We start from the raw sequence: 17,073 nt of genomic DNA, 5'->3' as shown, positions 1-17,073 counted from the left end.
ACAGCCTGGAGCTGCAGCCCTGTTGGCAATTCGATTGCGATTTCGCTAGGCAGAGCCTTGCCACTCATACGCGCCGGCTATTGCGCGGAGGGGGAATTCTGATTGATTCGCTTATCAGACCCCGGCGTGCCAACTTAAGCCGGAATATATTCGATTTTCTGAGGGATTAGGTAGGGAATATGCTCGAATTGGGCGAGCAATCCACTTATACTCCCGTCAAAAGAGTGAGTGGGGCATTTGTTGTGGGGGATTCGGCCGGTCGCCGTACGACATAATACAATCGGATTCTTTTCCGTATCCATTTGATTAGTCGGCAAATATCCGACTCCTCCCATTGATGAAGCAGCTCATGATCGGACCTCACCTGCGATGCTCTCGAGCACGTTAGGTGTCGGGCGAGCGCGAGTTGCCGGAGCTTTCTGAGGGCGAACCATGCTGGAGCGGATCCAATCAGAGAACGCGGTGAGCGGAACCGTAAGAATTGCGTGTACCACGGCTGATAACGTCAACGTTGCTTTCTACCAAAATGCGGTGCCGATCATCCGCGATCTCGCGGTCGAAAACGCATCGGGCAGCGATCTAACGGGAATTTCGGTCCACCTCACGTCGGAACCACCATTTCTGACCCCTGGGGTTTGGCGCATCGATCGCATCGCGGACCAAGCTGTCCACCATATCCGCAGTCTCGATCTAAAGCTGGATCCTGCCTTTCTCGCCGGCATCAATGCTTCGCGGCGCGGCGAGCTTCGCATCCGGGTCGAAGCAACGGGGACCGTCGTCGCCGATCAAGCCGTCGAAATCAATCTGCTGCCGCCCTCGCACTGGGGCGGCGTCAATTCAGTGCCGGAACTGCTGGCGGCCTTCGTCCGGCCGACCGATCCCAGCATCGACGTCATTCTGCGCGAAGCCTCCGGCAAACTTACCACCGCCGGTCGCGACGGGGCCATGGACGGCTACCGCAAGGGCACCAAGGCCCGCGCCTGGGAGATGGCCGACGCGATCTGGGCGGCGCTGGTGTCACATTCGATCGCCTACGTCTTGCCGCCGAAAAGCTTCGAGCGCTCGGGCCAGATGGTCCGCGGCCCGAGCGATATCCTTTCACGCAAGGTCGGCACTTGCCTCGATCTGACGCTGCTGTACGCGTCCTGCCTCGAACAAGCGGGCCTCAACCCGGTCGTTGCCCTCACCGACGGCCACGCATTTGTCGGTATTTGGCTGGTGGACGAGGACTTCTCCGGGCTCGTCGTCGACGACCCCCAGATGTTGCGCAAGCGTGTGCAGCTGGAAGAAATGGTGGTGGTCGAGACGACCCTGCTGACGGGTGCGCACCCAGCGCGCTTCAAGCAGGCGGTCGAAGCGGCCAAGAAACTGATTGCCGAGGACGCCGCCTCGCCGTTCGAACTCGCCATCGACGTGCGTCGTGCGCGAAGTGCCAAGATCCGTCCTCTCGACCTATCGGTTTCGGCCGAACCTGCGATCCGGCCCATCACCGACACCATGACCATCGCGCAGGAAGTCGGTGAAATCCCGCGTTTCGAGGAGGATCTCGACAAGCGTCGCGAACCGATAACCGAGAAGAATCTCGACAGGCTCGAGATCTGGAAGCGTAACCTTCTCGACCTATCGCTGAAGAACCGGCTGCTCAATTTCAAGGATTCGAAATCGACCATCGCGATTGAATGCCCCGATCCCGCGATGCTTGAGGATAGGCTTTCCGACGGCGACCGGTTCAAGCTGCTGGGCAAAACCGCCGTGCTCGACGGTAGCGACGGACGAGACACGACGCTGCTCGCCGATCGGCAGAACGAGGACGCGCGCAAGGACTTCATCCTCGACGCGATGAAACGGGGCGACCTACACACGAACGTCGCTGACAGCGAGCTGGAGGGCCGGCTGACCGATCTCTATCGGGCTTCGCGACTCGCCTTTGAGGAGGGCGGCGCCAACATCCTCTATCTATGTCTCGGCTTCCTGAAATGGGTGCCGCAGGACGGGGCTGGGCCGTACAGAGCGCCCCTGATCCTCATACCCGTACAGCTCGAGCGCAAGAGCGTACGCTCGGGCTTTCGTCTCGCACTGCACGAGGACGAAGCGCGCTTCAATCCGACGCTCCTGCAGATGTTGAAGCAGGATTTCGATCTGTCGATGCCGGAGTTCGACGGCGAACTGCCTCAGGACGCTTCTGGTATCGACGTCGCCGGCATCTGGAAGACTGTCCGCCGTCACATCAAGAGCATCAAGGGCTGGGAGGTCACCGAGCAGGTGACGCTCGCGACGCTGTCCTTCACCAAGTACCTTATGTGGAAGGACCTCGTCGACCGCTCCGATCTGCTCAAGCGCAATCCCGTCGTGCGCCACCTGATCGATACACCGACCCACAGCTACGAGGGATCCGGAGCGGGCTTCATCGACGCACGAACCATCGACGAAATCGTCGACCCAGTAGAATTATTCGCGCCGCTCTCGGCCGATTCTTCGCAGATCGCTGCCGTCGTCGCCGCCCAGCGCGGCGCGGATTACGTGCTGTTCGGCCCGCCCGGCACCGGAAAAAGCCAGACGATCGCCAATGCCATTACGAACTGCCTTGCTCACCAGAAGACCGTGCTGTTCGTCTCGCAGAAGACCGCGGCGCTGGAGGTCGTGAGGCAGCGCATGCAAGCCATCGGGCTCGGCAACTACTGTCTCGAGGTACACTCGACCAAGGCCCAGAAGTCGAACGTGCTGGAGCAACTCGCGACCGCTTGGCGCGAGCGCAATCTCGTCACCGAAGAGCACTGGTCGACCGCCGCCGGCGACCTGAAAAAGAGGCGCGATCAGCTGAACAGACTGGTCTTGGCGCTGCACCGCAGACGCGCGAACGGTATGACCGCCTACGAAGCTTTCGGACGCGTGGTCGCGGATCGCGGCCGCCTCGCCGACATCGAACTGATGTGGCCGGCCGGAACGGTGCATTCGCCGGAGCAGCTCGCCCGGATGCGCGAAAGCTGCGCAGACATATGTACCGCATTGGAGGCCGTCGGCGACCCATCCGTCCATCCGTTGCAGGGTATCGAGCAGACCCGCTGGAATCCTGCCTGGGCACAATCCTTGCAGCAGGCGATTGATCGGCTACAGGCCACGCTGCAGCAAATGCGCGAGGCGGCGGACGCGCTCGTCACTTCCCTTGGACTGAACGAGGTCGCTGACGACAGCTCGTTGCTACAGCTCGTCAAGCTCGTCGCACTGATGCTGCACCCTGATGCAGCAGATGGGGTGCTGCTGCTCAACGAAGAGGCTCCCCACCGTGTCCGCGCGCTGACCGCTTTGGCCGACGTGATCGGCCACATCCGAGACAAGGCATCTGAACTGTCGGCCGAATACGATCTCAAGGCTGCGTTTCTCGACCTATCGGCCCTTCAGCGGGACTGGACCGAAGCCTGCGCATCAAATGTGCTGATGCGCAGCGGCCGTAAGAAGAAGGTACGTCTCCATCTGCAGCCCTACTGCCCCGGCGAGGTGCCCGACGAGATTGGACGCGACCTCATCGTCCTGCAGGACCTTTGCGATCTGCTTCGCGGAATGGAAGCACTCAGGCCGCATTTCCGCGGCATCGAACCGTTGTGGCGGGGGCTGGATAGCGACCCGGCGCGCATCGTGGCCCTGATCAAATGGGCTCAGGATCTACAAACCGCGGTCCAAGCCTTCCAGGTCGACGACGTGCCAGCGGAACGGATAACCGCCCACGTCGCTGGTCTTCTCGCTCACGACGTCTCGCGTTTCCATTCTGGTGGCCAGGTGCGTAGGGCATTCGACGCCATGCATCGCACCTTCCCGGCTATGCTTCAGGCAGCCAAGGATGTCGGTGCCCGCATCGGCCTCGATCGCCCGGAAGACATCATTCGGCTGGAGCCCGGCTGGATCGATGGGTTGCAGGCGCGGGCGGCGCGCTGGAAGGCCAATATCATTAAGGCGCCGCAATGGGCGACATGGCGAGCAGCAGCGAAGACCGCGCGGGCCGCCGGACTTTCGCCGCTGGTGGATGCCGTCGAGGACGGCCGCGTTGCGCGCGACGAACTCGTCGGTGCGTTCGACTACGCCTATGCGCGTTGGGTGGCAGAGACCATCGTCAACGAGGACGAGGTGCTGAGCGGTTTCCTGGCCGAGAGGCATGAGGCCGTCATCGAGGCCTTCGTCGCCGCCGACGAGAAGGTTTGCGAACTCGCTAGGCAGATCGTCAAGGCGAGGATCGGCGCCTCGGTACCAACGCAAACCAATTTCGGCAAGGACCCGGAATGGGGCACGCTGGCGCGCGAGATAAGCAAGAAAGCAAGGCACATGCCGCTGCGTCAACTCTTTGGGCGGATCCCGAACGTCATGACCCAGCTTGCGCCTTGCATCATGATGAGCCCGCTTTCGATCGCGCAATACTTGCCAGCCGAGGCGAAACCGTTCGACGTCGTGATCTTCGACGAGGCTTCACAAATCCCCGTCTGGGACGCCATCGGCGCCATCGCGCGCGGCAGCCAAGTGATCGTCGTGGGCGATCCGGAACAGCTTCCGCCGACCAGCGTCGGCCAGCGGGGCGTCGACGACGAGGATGACGACGGTTCGACGGTGCAGAGCCAGCAGAGCATCCTCGACGAATGCCTCGCCTCGAATATCCCGAGCATGCGACTGTCGTGGCACTACCGCAGCCGCCACGAGAGCCTGATCGCGTTTTCGAACGCGAAATACTACCGCGGCGAGCTGATGACCTTTCCCTCACCCGTGACTCGGGACACCGCTGTTCGTTACGTCCACGTCGAGGGCGGCGTCTACGAACGCGGGGGTGCCAAGGTAAACCGGAAGGAGGCCGAGGCGGTCGTCGCGGAGGTTGTCCGACGCCTGAAGACGTCGACCAAATCGATCGGCGTTGTCACCTTCAACGGCGACCAGCAGCGGCTGATCGAGAACATGCTCGACCAGGCGCGACGCAGCGATCCGGCCCTGGAGCCTCATTTCGACCGAAACCAGACCCGTGAGCCAATTCTAGTTAAGAATATAGAGAACGTTCAGGGCGACGAACGCGACGTCATCATCTTTTCGGTGGCTGTCGGGCCCGACAAGACCGGCCGCATTACCGCACAGATCTCCTCGCTCAATAGTGAGGGCGGCCACCGACGGCTCAACGTTGCGGTCACGCGTGCGCGCAGCGAGCTTCTGGTGTTCGCGACACTCCGTCCCGAGCAGATAGACTTGGGGCGCACCGGCGCCAAAGGCGTCGTCGACTTCAAGCACTTCCTTGAATTCGCCGAGCACGGCGCGCGCGCCATCGCAGAGGCCTTCTCGCCCACGGGTCGCGAGACAGAGTCACCCTTTGAGGATGCAGTGATGGGCGCGCTTCAGAAGCGAGGGTGGGAAGTTCACCCCCAAGTAGGCGTGTCGTTCTTCCGGATCGACCTCGGCGTTGTACATCCAGACTTTCCTGGCCGCTATCTCGCCGGCGTCGAATGCGACGGCGCCACCTATCACCGCTCTGCGACCGCCCGCGATCGCGACCGGCTGCGCGAGATGGTCCTGACCAGCCTCGGCTGGCGTATCCGGCGCATCTGGAGCACCGAGTGGTGGATGGACGCCTCGTCGGCAGCAGAAAAGATCCACACGCGCTTGACTGCCGATCTCGAAGCGGACCGCGCGTCACGGCCGTCGGCCACCTCCCGGGAAGAGGCCATCGAAACTGACGCGTCGATATGCGAGGAGAAGACCGTAGTCAGCGTCGAAGATGCGCCGGAAGAGGTGGAGGTTATACCTTCCAACCAGCCGCCGCCGGACTCGACTCACAGAATGGAGCACAAGTCGCAACACCCACAGCAGCTTCCCCTTCATCCGGCGAACGACCGCGAACCTGCTGAGGCGCCGAGGGTTTACGCGCGCGGACCGACGCCGGCGGCAGCGGACACTGCCGGGATGCCGGGCACGTACACGAAGGCGGACCCGAGCACGGTCGCCGCGCCCGACCGCGAGCGCTTCTACGACATTGCCTACCGCAGCAATCTCCGCAATATGATTGACCATGTGGTCGAAATCGAGGGACCGATCTATTTCGACATTTTGATCGACCGCATCGCTCGTGCCCACGGCTTCCAGCGTTCGGGCGAAACCGTACAGCGGATCATCCGGGCGGCCCTTGGACGAGGTCGCTTTTCCATAAGCCGGGACGGTGATCGAGAGATCGTCTGGCCGCAAAACACCGCGCCTGGCGCCAAGTCGACCTACCGTGGTGGCGGCGACCGTGAGCACGGCGACGTGCCGCTGCCCGAATTGGCGGGCCTTGCCGATGTCCTTCGTGCCCAGGGCCTCGAGGAGGACGAAGACCTAATCCGCGGCATGCAGGAGCACTTCAGACTAGGCCGGCTCGCGATCTCGACGCGTCAGCGCTTCGAGGCGGCCATAGTGGCTGATCAAAAATGACAAAGAGCCGACGCCGCCCAGTTACCTCGTTTTAGTCGTCGGTCCCCTCGCAGGCCGATCAAGCCGCGTTGATCCGGTAGCCTCCGGCTTCGGGGGGACAAAATTTGCTAGAAATCCTATCAGTACGCAGAATCGACTGCCGCCGTCTGGTGGCAGTCACCTCTAACTAAGTCTCTAGCGATGGAGACTTTCCTCTACCCGGGCCGGCACATAAGAACAGCTAAAATAGAATAGCCAAAAAAATCCACCGTTTGAAAAACCGTTTTAATCTCTCGCTCTCAAACGGTGAGCTTTCGTAAGTGCTTGATTGAATGGCGCGCCGGACGAGATGAAACTGAGAACAGCTATCACATTGAATTTAAGCTACAAAAAATCCTATTACGCAGTCTTCGGTGCCTTCGCCCGCGTCAGGTCCTTTAGGAACTGATCCATGAGCGGCTTGTTGCCAAACCGGCGATAAGAGCGCTCTGACTCTAACGAAAATGTCGGTTGGGCCCCTACCAAGTTTGCCATCGTCAGCTGCGCCGCTTCTATATCACCGCGCCCCCCTTGCAGCGCAGCTTGGATTAGCAGGCAGTTGGCATCGCGCGGCGCCCTTACAAGGCATTCGGCGATCACGGTAGCCGACTCATCGCGACGATCAGCGGCGTAAAGAGCCTGGCCATGCACATAGGCGTAATATTCCGGCGCCATGGGATGAAGGCGACGTGCCCGCTCAGCATTGGCAACGGCGTCCGCGTAGTCCCCGAAACGGACTTGCGCTTTTGCCAATGCCATCATGCTATCCGGGTCATTGGGATTCAGTTCGACGGCGCGCTTGGCGGCCTGCAGGCCGCCTGCATAATCGCCCTGCACCGCGAGCCCGAAGCTGATCACCTGATAGCCGAGCGAGAGATTGGGATCGAGGCGCACAGCCTGGCGCGCTTCGCTAAGACCTAGTTCCAGCTCATGCGCTGTTGCCCGACCATTCGACCTCCTGGCCACATCCGCGATGTAAGTGAGGGCCAAGCCCGCACGGGCGGCGGCATAGGCCGGGTCCATTTCCAGCGCGCGCTGATATATGCCGCGTGCCTCCATAAGTGCTTCCGCATCCTGGGCGCCATGCCGGTATCGATGACGAGCCCGCAGGACAAGATCGTAAGCCTGAAGGTTGTCGGTCGGACGTTGCGCGGCAGCGGTGGCTTCACTTCGGCCGATATACGGCGCGAGCTGGGCGACGATTTCCGTGGTCAGCTCGCTTTGTACGGTGAAGACGTCGGCAACCTGCCTGTCGAAGCTGCGCGACCAAAGGTGCGCGCCCGATTTCACGTCGATCAGCTGCGCCGAGACGCGAAGCCGGTCCCCCTCGCGGCGCGCGCTGCCTTCCACCACGTAGGAAACGCCCAGCTTTACCCCGAGCTTGCGCACATCGCTTTCCTGCCCGCGCACGGCATATGTGGAGTCGCGCGCGATGATCTGAAGCTCGGAATTCCTTGCAAGCGCCGTGGTCACATCCTCGGTCAGTCCGTCTGCAAAGTACGACTGGTCGCCGCTCATGGTCGCAAAGGGCATGACCGCAACTGACGGCCGCGGGTCGGCGCGGGTCTGGTCGAAAGACAGCGCGGCCGGGAGCCGGCTGACCATCGCCGCCAGGGAAAGCGGTTGGATTTGGGTGCCGATGAGGACAAGGGCTACGGCGGCGACGCCATACGACCAGCGCGCAGCGGTACCGCGTAGAACGCGCGGGACTTTCGGCCAGCGAGACCACGAGGATTGCGCGCGCCGTACCCGGTAGACATTAAGAAGCTCGGGAATGTTTTTGGCGCGCCTGCGGCCCACACGCGCGAACACCTCGCCGCGATTGCGGTCTGCGGCCATGACGACAGCGCCGCTGACAAAGATGCTACCGGGGTCGGCCATCGCCTCAAGCCGTGTGGCGACATTAACGCCGTCGCCGTACATATCGCCATTATCCTCGATGACATCACCGAGGTTGATGCCTATGCGCAGCTCAAACGGGGCGTTGTCGAACCCTTGCTGGATAGCAGCGGCCGCATCAACGGCTTCGTTGACGCTTGGAAACATCGCCAGAAACCCGTCCCCGGTCATCTTGAAGATGCGTCCGCCATGCCGCGCGACTGTGGGTTCGATCAAATTATCGAAGACTGTGCGCAGCTCTTTATAGGTGGAGGCCTCGTTTTCGGCCATCATCAGGCTGTAGCCGACGATGTCGGCGGCCATGATCGCGGCGAGCTTGCGTTCCATCAACGGTTTCCCTGTACAGGGGCCAGGCACAAACTGGCATTGCGCACATTTAACGCGCCGCCGGCTTGAGATTAAACCTTCCAATCCGCATGCGGTTATCAACACAGCTCATATATGCGTGAATATTGAGACCCGTCCGGCGGCGCGCAGGCAGCGGCACTCCGCTCATATGGATGATCCTGAGTTTCCCTGCGGGTTCCCGTATGGCCGGGCAGCCTTGAGCCGGCCCGGAAAGGGCGCGTCGTCACACTTTAGGAGCGGCTTCGACCCCTGACATGACCTCAACAACCTCGGGAAGCCGCGCACCGCACCTTGACGGCAGGCACGGCGGAATTCAGCTCCGCCAGTTCCGCAGGCGTAAACTGCAAGGCCGCGGCGCCGGTGTTCTCAAGCATCTGCGCCATCCGCGACGAGGAGATTCGCATTCACGGCCGGCTCGATGTTCTTGAGCGTTTGGTGATATCGGGCGCGGCGACGGCAGCAGTGCCCAGATTTGTTCGGAAGTGGCGCGCCCGAAGAGATTCGAACTCCTGACCCCCAGTTCGTAGTCAGCAGGTCCAACGGCGGCCATTGGGTGCTTCATTCGCGGCTCCTAAGCACCGCACCAGTTTCGCACCAGAAACGAACACACTGAACCACAACAAAACGCGATCGAAATCGGACGAAAATGCAGGAAAATCAACGAACCCGACCGTTATCCTGCCGCTCATAACGGTCTGGCTGCAGGTTTGACTCAAAAGAATAGCTATTGAGCTGCCTCAGATCATGGCACCAGAAACGCCCCCTGTCTAAGGATGCATACCGTCGTACGAGCCCACCTTTACTACGCTAGAGAAGCCAAATTCCGCCGACAACGGAAAAGATCTCGCAAGGGGCAAAGGTTTCAAGTTAGGTCAAGCTACCGGACGGCTGAAGCAAAGCTTGTGAAGATTATCGGCCCAAGAGATGCAGCGACTGCGAAGCGCTGCTTGCCCGGGTCGATATGAAAGGTAGCCCAATGAACACCGCGTTCCTTTTGATGGCGCAGTATGGAGGTAAGGCCATCGTCCCGATCGAGGATGTGTGTCGGGATTACTTTTCGCACCTGAATCCAACCAAGCTGGTGCAGAAGATCAGCACAGGTGAAATAGCGATCCCTCTGGTGCGAATGGAAGCTAGCCAGAAATGTGCAAAGGGAATCCATCTTCTGGATTTGGCCAAATACCTCGATGCGCGAGTCGAGGCCGCCCGAAAAGAGATGACAGCTCTGACGAGCTAGGCGCCGCCATTCCCGCTTCCTGTTTTTCATCGTGCCCCGTCAGACTTGCCACAAATATGCCGTGCTCGCTGGTCGGGGCGCACGCTATAGCTCCGAGCAAAATTGCTCCAGCTCCAAGCCGCTTCGCATTGCTGCCTGACTCGGTGTCAATCTCGGCGCGGATGTTTCCAGCTGGGTAACAAACCGTGTCCACGTCTCGCGTTGACGCATCGTAAGAGAGGTTCGCCCGCTGGCAACGCGCTAAGGTGTGACCGTCGTTTACCTTCTTCGAAGCGCGCAGTATCAATTTTGCAGTTGTGGTGTACTCTGTTTTGGTGCAGGTCGAGGTCGACTTGCATTGAACCAACTTTGGGATCGTGGAGGGCAACATGGCTAAGAAAGCGAAGAAGGCGAAGAAGGCAAAGAAGGCCGGCAAGAAGAAAAAGAAGTAATCGTCGCCGACACACAGTACCTTTGCTGAGACACATCAAGGCGCGTGCGCGGCTTTGACACTGCGAGTCGATATTGCCGCGGCTTGATGTGGTTCAGTGACAACATATCTAAGCCGGACCAAGATGCGCATATGCGCTGACCGGTCCGGTTTTTCGTTTGGCGAAGGGCGGGCTGTGATCGCTCGCGAAGGAACGAACTCCCCCTATTGCAGACCATTCGACATCGGCGGCATCTGCATCAGCAACGTGCGTGGCGGTGGTGGTGCAGCAAGGCGGTCTGTAGCAATCGAGCAAAAAACAGTGCGCCCACTGAAAGCCGGGCAACGCAAACAGGAAAGTGAGTTGATAGGCGTCGCCATGCCTTGCATGCGGCGGCAGGCAGCGGCCCGCACGAATTGGCTGCTGCGCCGCCTTACGCGGCAGATGCAGAACGAACGCAAGAACCCGAAATCGCTTGCTTATCAAAGCTCCGAACTAGCGGCGGTACTGCATCTGGTACGACATGGCTTCTGGCGACAACTCTTAAGTGCTGATCGCGCTTTGCTTTTCGCGATGCCCCGGTCCAATCCATCATGGGTGCAATGCAAAATCGATGCGATAACATATTGATGTTATTTCGCTTTTCGTTCTCGGTAGGTAGTTGCTGTTTTTTGGGCCGACAGAGATTTCAATCTAACATTCGAGGCATTTTCCTTTCATTTCAAGTGCTTATTTGGAAGGCTTCCCAGCGCTTTAGAACACGGCACCCCTTCTCGGTACTGCGTTGCAGTACCGGATGAGCTTCCGCAGTACCGTGCTGCTTTGGACCCTTCTACCGATCCCGTTCGCTTCGGCCGCAAAATAATGAGCCGCTCTCACCATGCCGAGGGCAGAACAGGTGCAGTCGTAGTTTTGGAGGCGATAGAGCAAGAAAACTTGCGAGCTGCGGTCCTCAGGCGGGGCGACGCGCGCTATCAGAACCGCGGGCTAGCGAAAGCTTCGGTGCATATTGGGCTCGAAGAATGAGCGTTGCCCTCCGAAGGCAAAGGTCACACGTTCGAATCGTGTCGGGTGCGCCAGCTTTTCTTTGTTTTTCAACGCGATATGCATACCCAGCCTGAGACTTCAGTTTCGGTTCATTCGCGCGAGTAAGCAATTGGGAGAAAGTTTCTACACGTGTTTGAATTGGCTCCAATTCAGATCGACCCATCGATCGAGATGGAAGTTGTTCGGCCTAAGTCGAGTTCGCGGGGGCTATCGAGGAATCTACAACGACCGCTTCGCGCCAGATGCGGCCGCTCCACAATGAATTGCGCTTTTGCAAGGCTTAGGAGTGGGCTTCGTCCTCGAAGAGCTGCACCTGCAAAAGATCGACGACCAGCGACCAACGTTTCCCGATCCGAACCTTAGATATTCTCCTTGCAATACCCTAGTTCTCGGGGATCCCCGCCGCTTTGACGACTGGCCGCCAGCGCTCGAGTTCACGCGCAATGATCTCGCCGGCTTCCTGAGGCGTGCTGGTCAGAATATTGGCGCCGAGCGCCTCGATCTTCTCCCTCGTCTCCGGCTCGGCTGCGATTTCGGTAAGTGTGCGACCCAGCACGGCGATGATGTCCGGTGGCGCGTCCTTTGGCGCCATCAATGCCGTCCAGGACGTGCCCATGAGTTGCGGGTATCCGGCCTCGGCCGCTGTCGGCACGTTGGGTAGAAAGCTCAGGCGCTGCTTTGTCGTCACCGCCAGAGGCCTGACTGAACCCGATTTCGCTTGCCCGCTCGCCGACGCGATCTGATCGAACATGATCTGGACATGGCCGGCGACAACATCGGTCAGAGCGGGACCGTTGCCCCGGTACGGCACATGCGTCATGGGGGCCTTCGCCGCAAGCCTGAAAAGCTCCGCGTAGAGGTGCGTCGACGTGCCCATTCCGGCCGACGCGAAGGTGAGCGGCTTCTCCGAAGTGCGGGCCAACTCGGCCACTTCTCCAAGGCTGGTAGCCTTCAGCGCGGGATTGACCACGAAAATATGTCCGGTGTCGAATATCATCGACACCGGGACCAGCCGGTCGAGAATGGCGGTGCCGGTCGATGTGTAGATCCATGGGTTCACCGTGAGTACTCCCATCGATCCGATCAGAAGCGTGTAGCCGTCAGGCGGCGCGTGTGACGCCCGATCCGCGCCCGCGTTGCCGGCCGCTCCGGTGACGTTTTCGACGAGAAATCTCGGACCGAGACGTTGTTGGAGACGGTCGGCCAGGATCCGCGTCATCGCATCCGTTCCGCCGCCCGCCGCGAAGGGAACGATCAGCCGCACCGGCCGATCGGGATACGCCTGCGCCAAGGAGATCATGGAAAGCCAGGCGATCAACCAAACGAAACGATGCGGCAATCGCGACATCAGAAAACCCCCTGCCCCAACTCTCCGACCACACCAGAGTATAGCATGCTGCACTATTTTATACAATTATGTATAATTGCATCCAATGGCATTTGTGCCGGTCCAGCCTTGAGGATATGCAGACACATGTCACACCGAATGCCTGGTTTACGATGAGCGACGTCATGCTCCTGCCGGTGGTCGAACTGCGAGCACTCATCGCGCGCGCCCTGGTGCGGGGCGGCATGAGCGCGGAAAACGCCGGGCCGGTCGCCGAAACGATGCTGGTCTGCGAGCGCGATGGCGTCAAAAGCCACGGCCTGCTTCGACTGCCCGGCTTCATGCGGTCGGTGCAGGTCGGTTGGGCCAACGGCCATGCGCAGCCGCGCATCGTCGAGATGCACGCGAGCATGTGCGTCATCGACGCGGATAACGGTTTTGCTCAGGTTTGCCTGACCCTCACGCGTGATCGCTTGATGGATATGGCGCGCGCGACCGGGGTTGCGATACTTCTTACGCGAAATTCGCATCATTACGCCGCATTGTGGCCGGACATCGAGCCCTTCGCCGATCAAGGATTCATCGCGCTTACCTGTGTGAACTCGAAGAAGCGGATGGCGGCCTGGGGCGGGACAAAACCGGTCACGGGTACGAATGCCGTGGCGTTTGCGTGTCCGCGCGCCGACCATCTACCGATGATCTGGGATCAGTCGTCGAGCGTCATGTCGCAAGGCGACGTCCTGCTCGCGGCAAACGAAGGACGTGAGGTCCCACCGGGTGTCGGCTGCGATGCCGATGGCACACCGACCACCTCCCCCTACAGAATTCTCGACGCAGGCGCGCTGCTTCCGTTCGGCGGCCACAAAGGCGCTTCGATCGCCGTGATGGTCGAACTACTCGCCGCCGCACTGACCGGCGCGCCCTTCGGCTTCGAAGACGAATCTCCCGGCGCGACGGCGACCACCTCCAGGGGCGGACAGTTTCTGCTCGTCATCGATCCCCATCGCGCCAATCCCGGGTTCGGCGAGCGGGTGAACGTCTTGCTGGCGGCGCTGGTCGAGGCGGGAACCGCGCGGTTGCCCGGCGATCGCAGGTACCAGCACCGGCGCCGCGCGCTGGCCGAAGGCGTCCGCATCACCAGAGCGGAACACGACTCCCTGCTCACATTGGCCAACGGCGCCGTCGGCATCGGATGACTGCGTTCATGCTCGCGTCGCTGGAAAAAGGATCTAATGCGAGACCGCAAAAGCGCGACTGGACGTTCTGCGCATCGCCGCCATGAGCGACTTTTGAGTATGCACGATGTGCTCTTCGAGCAATTTCACGGCCTTGCCGATATCTCCAACGCGGCAGGCATCGAGAATGGCCCAATGGTCGCGATTGGGTTGCTCCTTGCCGGCTGCCATCGACACTTGCAGCCTGACGAAGCGGCCAACATGGCCGTAGTTCGATTCAATCATCGACAGCAGCTTCGGCCGCTGGCATGGCGCGTACAGCGTTTCGTGGAACCGCCAGTTCATCTCGCCCCATTTTTGCGGCTCCGGCTCCTTGTCATAGCTGCGCAGAATTTCCGCGGCGAAATCAAAATCCGGACCGACCATGTTCGGGATGGCAAGTTTCAGGGCACGGCATTCGAGCCCGATGCGGATCTCCAAAAGCTCCAGCACGTCTTCAAGCGAAACAGACGATACGGCCGCGCCCCGGTTCGGGTGCAGCGTGACCAGCCCCTCGCTCTCCAATTGCCGCAGCGCTTCGCGCACCGGTATGCGACTGGTCCCAAAGCGGCTGGCGATTTCGTCCTGGCGCAGTTGCGTGCCGGCGACCAGGTCGCCGTCAAAAATCGCCTTGCGCAACCCGTCCCTGACCACGTCAGGGGCAGATGATTTCGAACGTTTCGCTGCACGACCAGGGCTCGCAGAACCGGGCCGCTTGACCGACTGGGTATTTGAACGAAGCCGCTTCTTTGACGATGTGCCGTTTTTCATAATGAGCGATCGCCGCCGTCGCCGCTTGAGTGCGGCTCATTCCGTATAAAATCGCGCTGCAAATTATGCAATAGAACGGTACTCGATGCGAACAGCCGCTTTGACCGCACATTGATACGCAGCGGGATCGGCCGCGTCGGTGGGGCGCTGAACGACCTTCTTCAAGGCCGCGCTCATCGGAAGTTTGAGGTTGATGTTTCGCGGCGGTATCGGTGATTCGAACCATTTCCGATAGGTGCGTTCGAAATCCCCGGAACGAAACGCCTCACTGAGCGAAGCGTCCACCAGTTGCTTGAAGCCGGGATCATCGCGTCGCATCATGATCGCGTAAGGCTCTACGGACAGAAACTCGCTCGAGATTGCATATGTCGATGAGTCCTGCGCGTTGGCGACCAATCCAGCCAACAACACGTCGTCCATCACGAACACCGCCGCGCGATCTGTCGCCACCATCAAGAATGCTTCGGCGTGGTCCTTTGCCGGGATGATCGACATGCCGAGCGTTTTTCGGGCGTTAAGCTCGTTAAGCAGCCGGAGACTCGTGGTGCCGGCGCTCGAGACCACGGTGCGGCCCTTGAGATCGTCGAAGCCACGGATACCGGCCGACTTCTTCGAGACGAAGTTGCTGGTCGTCAAATAGGTGGTGGATGAAAATGCCACCTGGGCTTGCCGCTCCACGGTGTTGGTCGTGGATCCACACTCGATGTCGATCGTACCGTTGGCAAGCAACGGAATTCGCGTTGCGGAAGTGACGGGCTGGTACTTGACCTGGAGGTCGGGGCGTTTGGTGACCGTTTTGATCTGGTCGATGACGCGGGAGCAGAGATCGATCGAAAAGCCGACCACACGCTGGGCATCGTCGAGATACGAAAACGGAATCGATGTATCGCGGTGGCCGAGCGTAATGACACCGCTACTCCTGATCTTGTCGAGCGTGTCCGACTTGTCCTGGGCAAAGAGGTCGGCGCTCGACCCGAGACAGGCTAGGACCGCGCAAATCAAGGTCTTAACGTCAGGTTGGTTCATTGCCGCCTCCAAAACCGTTGGTATTGTATACAATAGCAACATAGTTTATACAATCTATAAAAGCACCGTTCGGCTCATTGCCGCCCCCAGCAGGCGCGCAAACGATGTAAGGGGAAGCACGTGCATTATGACGTCGTTGTTGTCGGTGGAGGAGCAATTGGGGCGAGCGTTGCCTATTTTCTGAGGAGTCATCCGAAGGCCTGCTCGGTGGCCGTCATCGAGCGGGACAAGTCCTATCAGCAAGCCTCGACGCCGCGTGCGTCCGGCGGCGTCCGCCGGCTTTTCGCCCTGCCGGAGAACATCGCCCTTTCCAACTTCAGCATTCCGTTCTTTGAGCGGTTTGAAGCCGACATGACTGTGGGCGACGAGCCCGCGCGAATCGATTTCAGGAAGAACGGCTATCTGTTCATCGTCGCGTCGAAAGATGTCGACATGCTCGAAAGAAACTATCGTGTGCAGCAAGCGAACGGCGTGAATGCTGTCTGGCTCGATCAGAATGGACTGAAGAGCAAATTCCCCTCGATGAATGTAGCCGATCTCGCGGCTGCAGTTTTTTCACCTGATGACGGCTGGCTGGATCCCTACAGCGTCCTGCGCGGATTGCGACGGAAAGCAAGCGCAATAGGCGCGACGTTCCTCGACGACGAAGTAGTCGGACTGGAGACACGGGGTGGACGCGTTCGAGAAGTGACGTTGAAATCAGGCGCCATCATCGCGACGGATCATGTGGTGAACGCGGCGGGCGCCTGGGCGAAACAGATCAGCGCGATGGTGGGGATGCGGGTACCGATCGAGCCGATGCGCCGCTATGAGCATTACTTCGAAAGCGAAAACACGATAGAGCCGCTTCCGTACCTGAAAGACACTCAGCGATTGGCGTTTCGACCGGAGGGCAAGGGCTATTCAGGCGGCGTGCCGGACACCAGCGAGCCGCGCGGATTCAATTTCGACGTCGAGCATGATTATTTTGAACGCGTGGTATGGCCCGCGCTCGCGCATCGATTTCCGGCGTTCGAAAGGACGAAGGAAAAAAACGTGATGGCCGGCCTCTATGATCAGAACGAACTCGACGGCAATGTGATTATCGGGCCATCGACCGGCGGCATGCCGAATTTCTACATGGTTGCCGGATTCTCCGGGCACGGTTTGATGCATGCGCCAGGCTGCGGGCGGGCGATAGCCGAACTGATTCTGGATGGCAGCTATCAGACCATCGATCTGAGCCGCTTTGGATGGCAGCGTGTACTGGACGGCGCGCCGTATCGCGAGACCGGCATCATCTAAACGCAACCGAAAGCACGTAGCAAAGGCTGGGCCGACGGCTAACGAGCGCTGGTGAACCGCGTC

Annotated in this window: 9 protein-coding genes; 5 read left to right on the top strand and 4 right to left on the bottom strand. The window is 60.1% G+C overall.

The window, feature by feature from the left end:
• The first annotated feature begins 432 nt into the window (after nt 1–432).
• Entirely contained in the window at nt 433–6,429 is a 5,997-nt protein-coding gene (locus tag V1283_RS10920; protein WP_334386483.1) for a DUF3320 domain-containing protein, read from the top strand.
• 378 nt (nt 6,430–6,807) lie between these two features.
• Here V1283_RS10920 and V1283_RS10915 read toward each other — a convergent pair whose 3' ends face one another.
• Nucleotides 6,808–8,673: an adenylate/guanylate cyclase domain-containing protein gene (locus tag V1283_RS10915; RefSeq protein WP_334386482.1), complete on the bottom strand. Its 1,866-nt coding sequence runs from the start codon at nt 8,671–8,673 to the stop codon at nt 6,808–6,810.
• A gap of 997 nt (nt 8,674–9,670) precedes the next feature.
• Here V1283_RS10915 and V1283_RS10910 point away from each other — a divergent pair.
• The gene (locus V1283_RS10910; protein WP_334386480.1) at nt 9,671–9,931 is read left to right on the top strand and encodes a pyocin activator PrtN family protein; all 261 of its coding nucleotides are present in this window, start codon (nt 9,671–9,673) and stop codon (nt 9,929–9,931) included.
• 605 nt (nt 9,932–10,536) lie between these two features.
• Nucleotides 10,537–10,971 (top strand): hypothetical protein, encoded by a 435-nt coding sequence (locus V1283_RS10905; protein ID WP_334386478.1) that lies wholly within the window; start codon nt 10,537–10,539, stop codon nt 10,969–10,971.
• Nucleotides 10,972–11,770: 799 nt separating this feature from the next.
• Here the strand turns inward: V1283_RS10905 and V1283_RS10900 are convergent.
• On the bottom strand, nt 11,771–12,736 hold the full coding sequence (locus V1283_RS10900) for a Bug family tripartite tricarboxylate transporter substrate binding protein (RefSeq protein ID WP_334386477.1): 966 nt from the start codon (nt 12,734–12,736) through the stop codon (nt 11,771–11,773).
• Between the two features lie 152 nt (nt 12,737–12,888).
• Between V1283_RS10900 and V1283_RS10895 the strand changes: the two genes are divergently transcribed.
• Nucleotides 12,889–13,911, top strand: coding sequence for an Ldh family oxidoreductase (locus V1283_RS10895; protein ID WP_334386476.1), 1,023 nt, complete (start codon nt 12,889–12,891; stop codon nt 13,909–13,911).
• Nucleotides 13,912–13,944: 33 nt separating this feature from the next.
• Here the strand turns inward: V1283_RS10895 and V1283_RS10890 are convergent, their stop codons facing one another.
• Nucleotides 13,945–14,700: a GntR family transcriptional regulator gene (locus V1283_RS10890; RefSeq protein WP_334386475.1), complete on the bottom strand. Its 756-nt coding sequence runs from the start codon at nt 14,698–14,700 to the stop codon at nt 13,945–13,947.
• Nucleotides 14,701–14,763: 63 nt separating this feature from the next.
• Nucleotides 14,764–15,726: an amino acid ABC transporter substrate-binding protein gene (locus V1283_RS10885; protein ID WP_334386474.1), complete on the bottom strand. Its 963-nt coding sequence runs from the start codon at nt 15,724–15,726 to the stop codon at nt 14,764–14,766.
• Nucleotides 15,727–15,846: 120 nt separating this feature from the next.
• On the opposite strand from V1283_RS10885, the gene V1283_RS10880 reads away from it, so the two are divergent.
• Entirely contained in the window at nt 15,847–17,010 is a 1,164-nt protein-coding gene (locus V1283_RS10880) for an NAD(P)/FAD-dependent oxidoreductase (protein WP_334386473.1), read from the top strand.
• Nucleotides 17,011–17,073 lie beyond the last annotated feature (63 nt).

It is taken from the genome of Bradyrhizobium sp. AZCC 2262, assembly GCF_036924535.1.
Lineage (GTDB): Bacteria > Pseudomonadota > Alphaproteobacteria > Rhizobiales > Xanthobacteraceae > Bradyrhizobium.
Note: the sequence above shows the minus strand (reverse complement) of the source record. Positions and strands in the feature narration are given on the sequence as shown.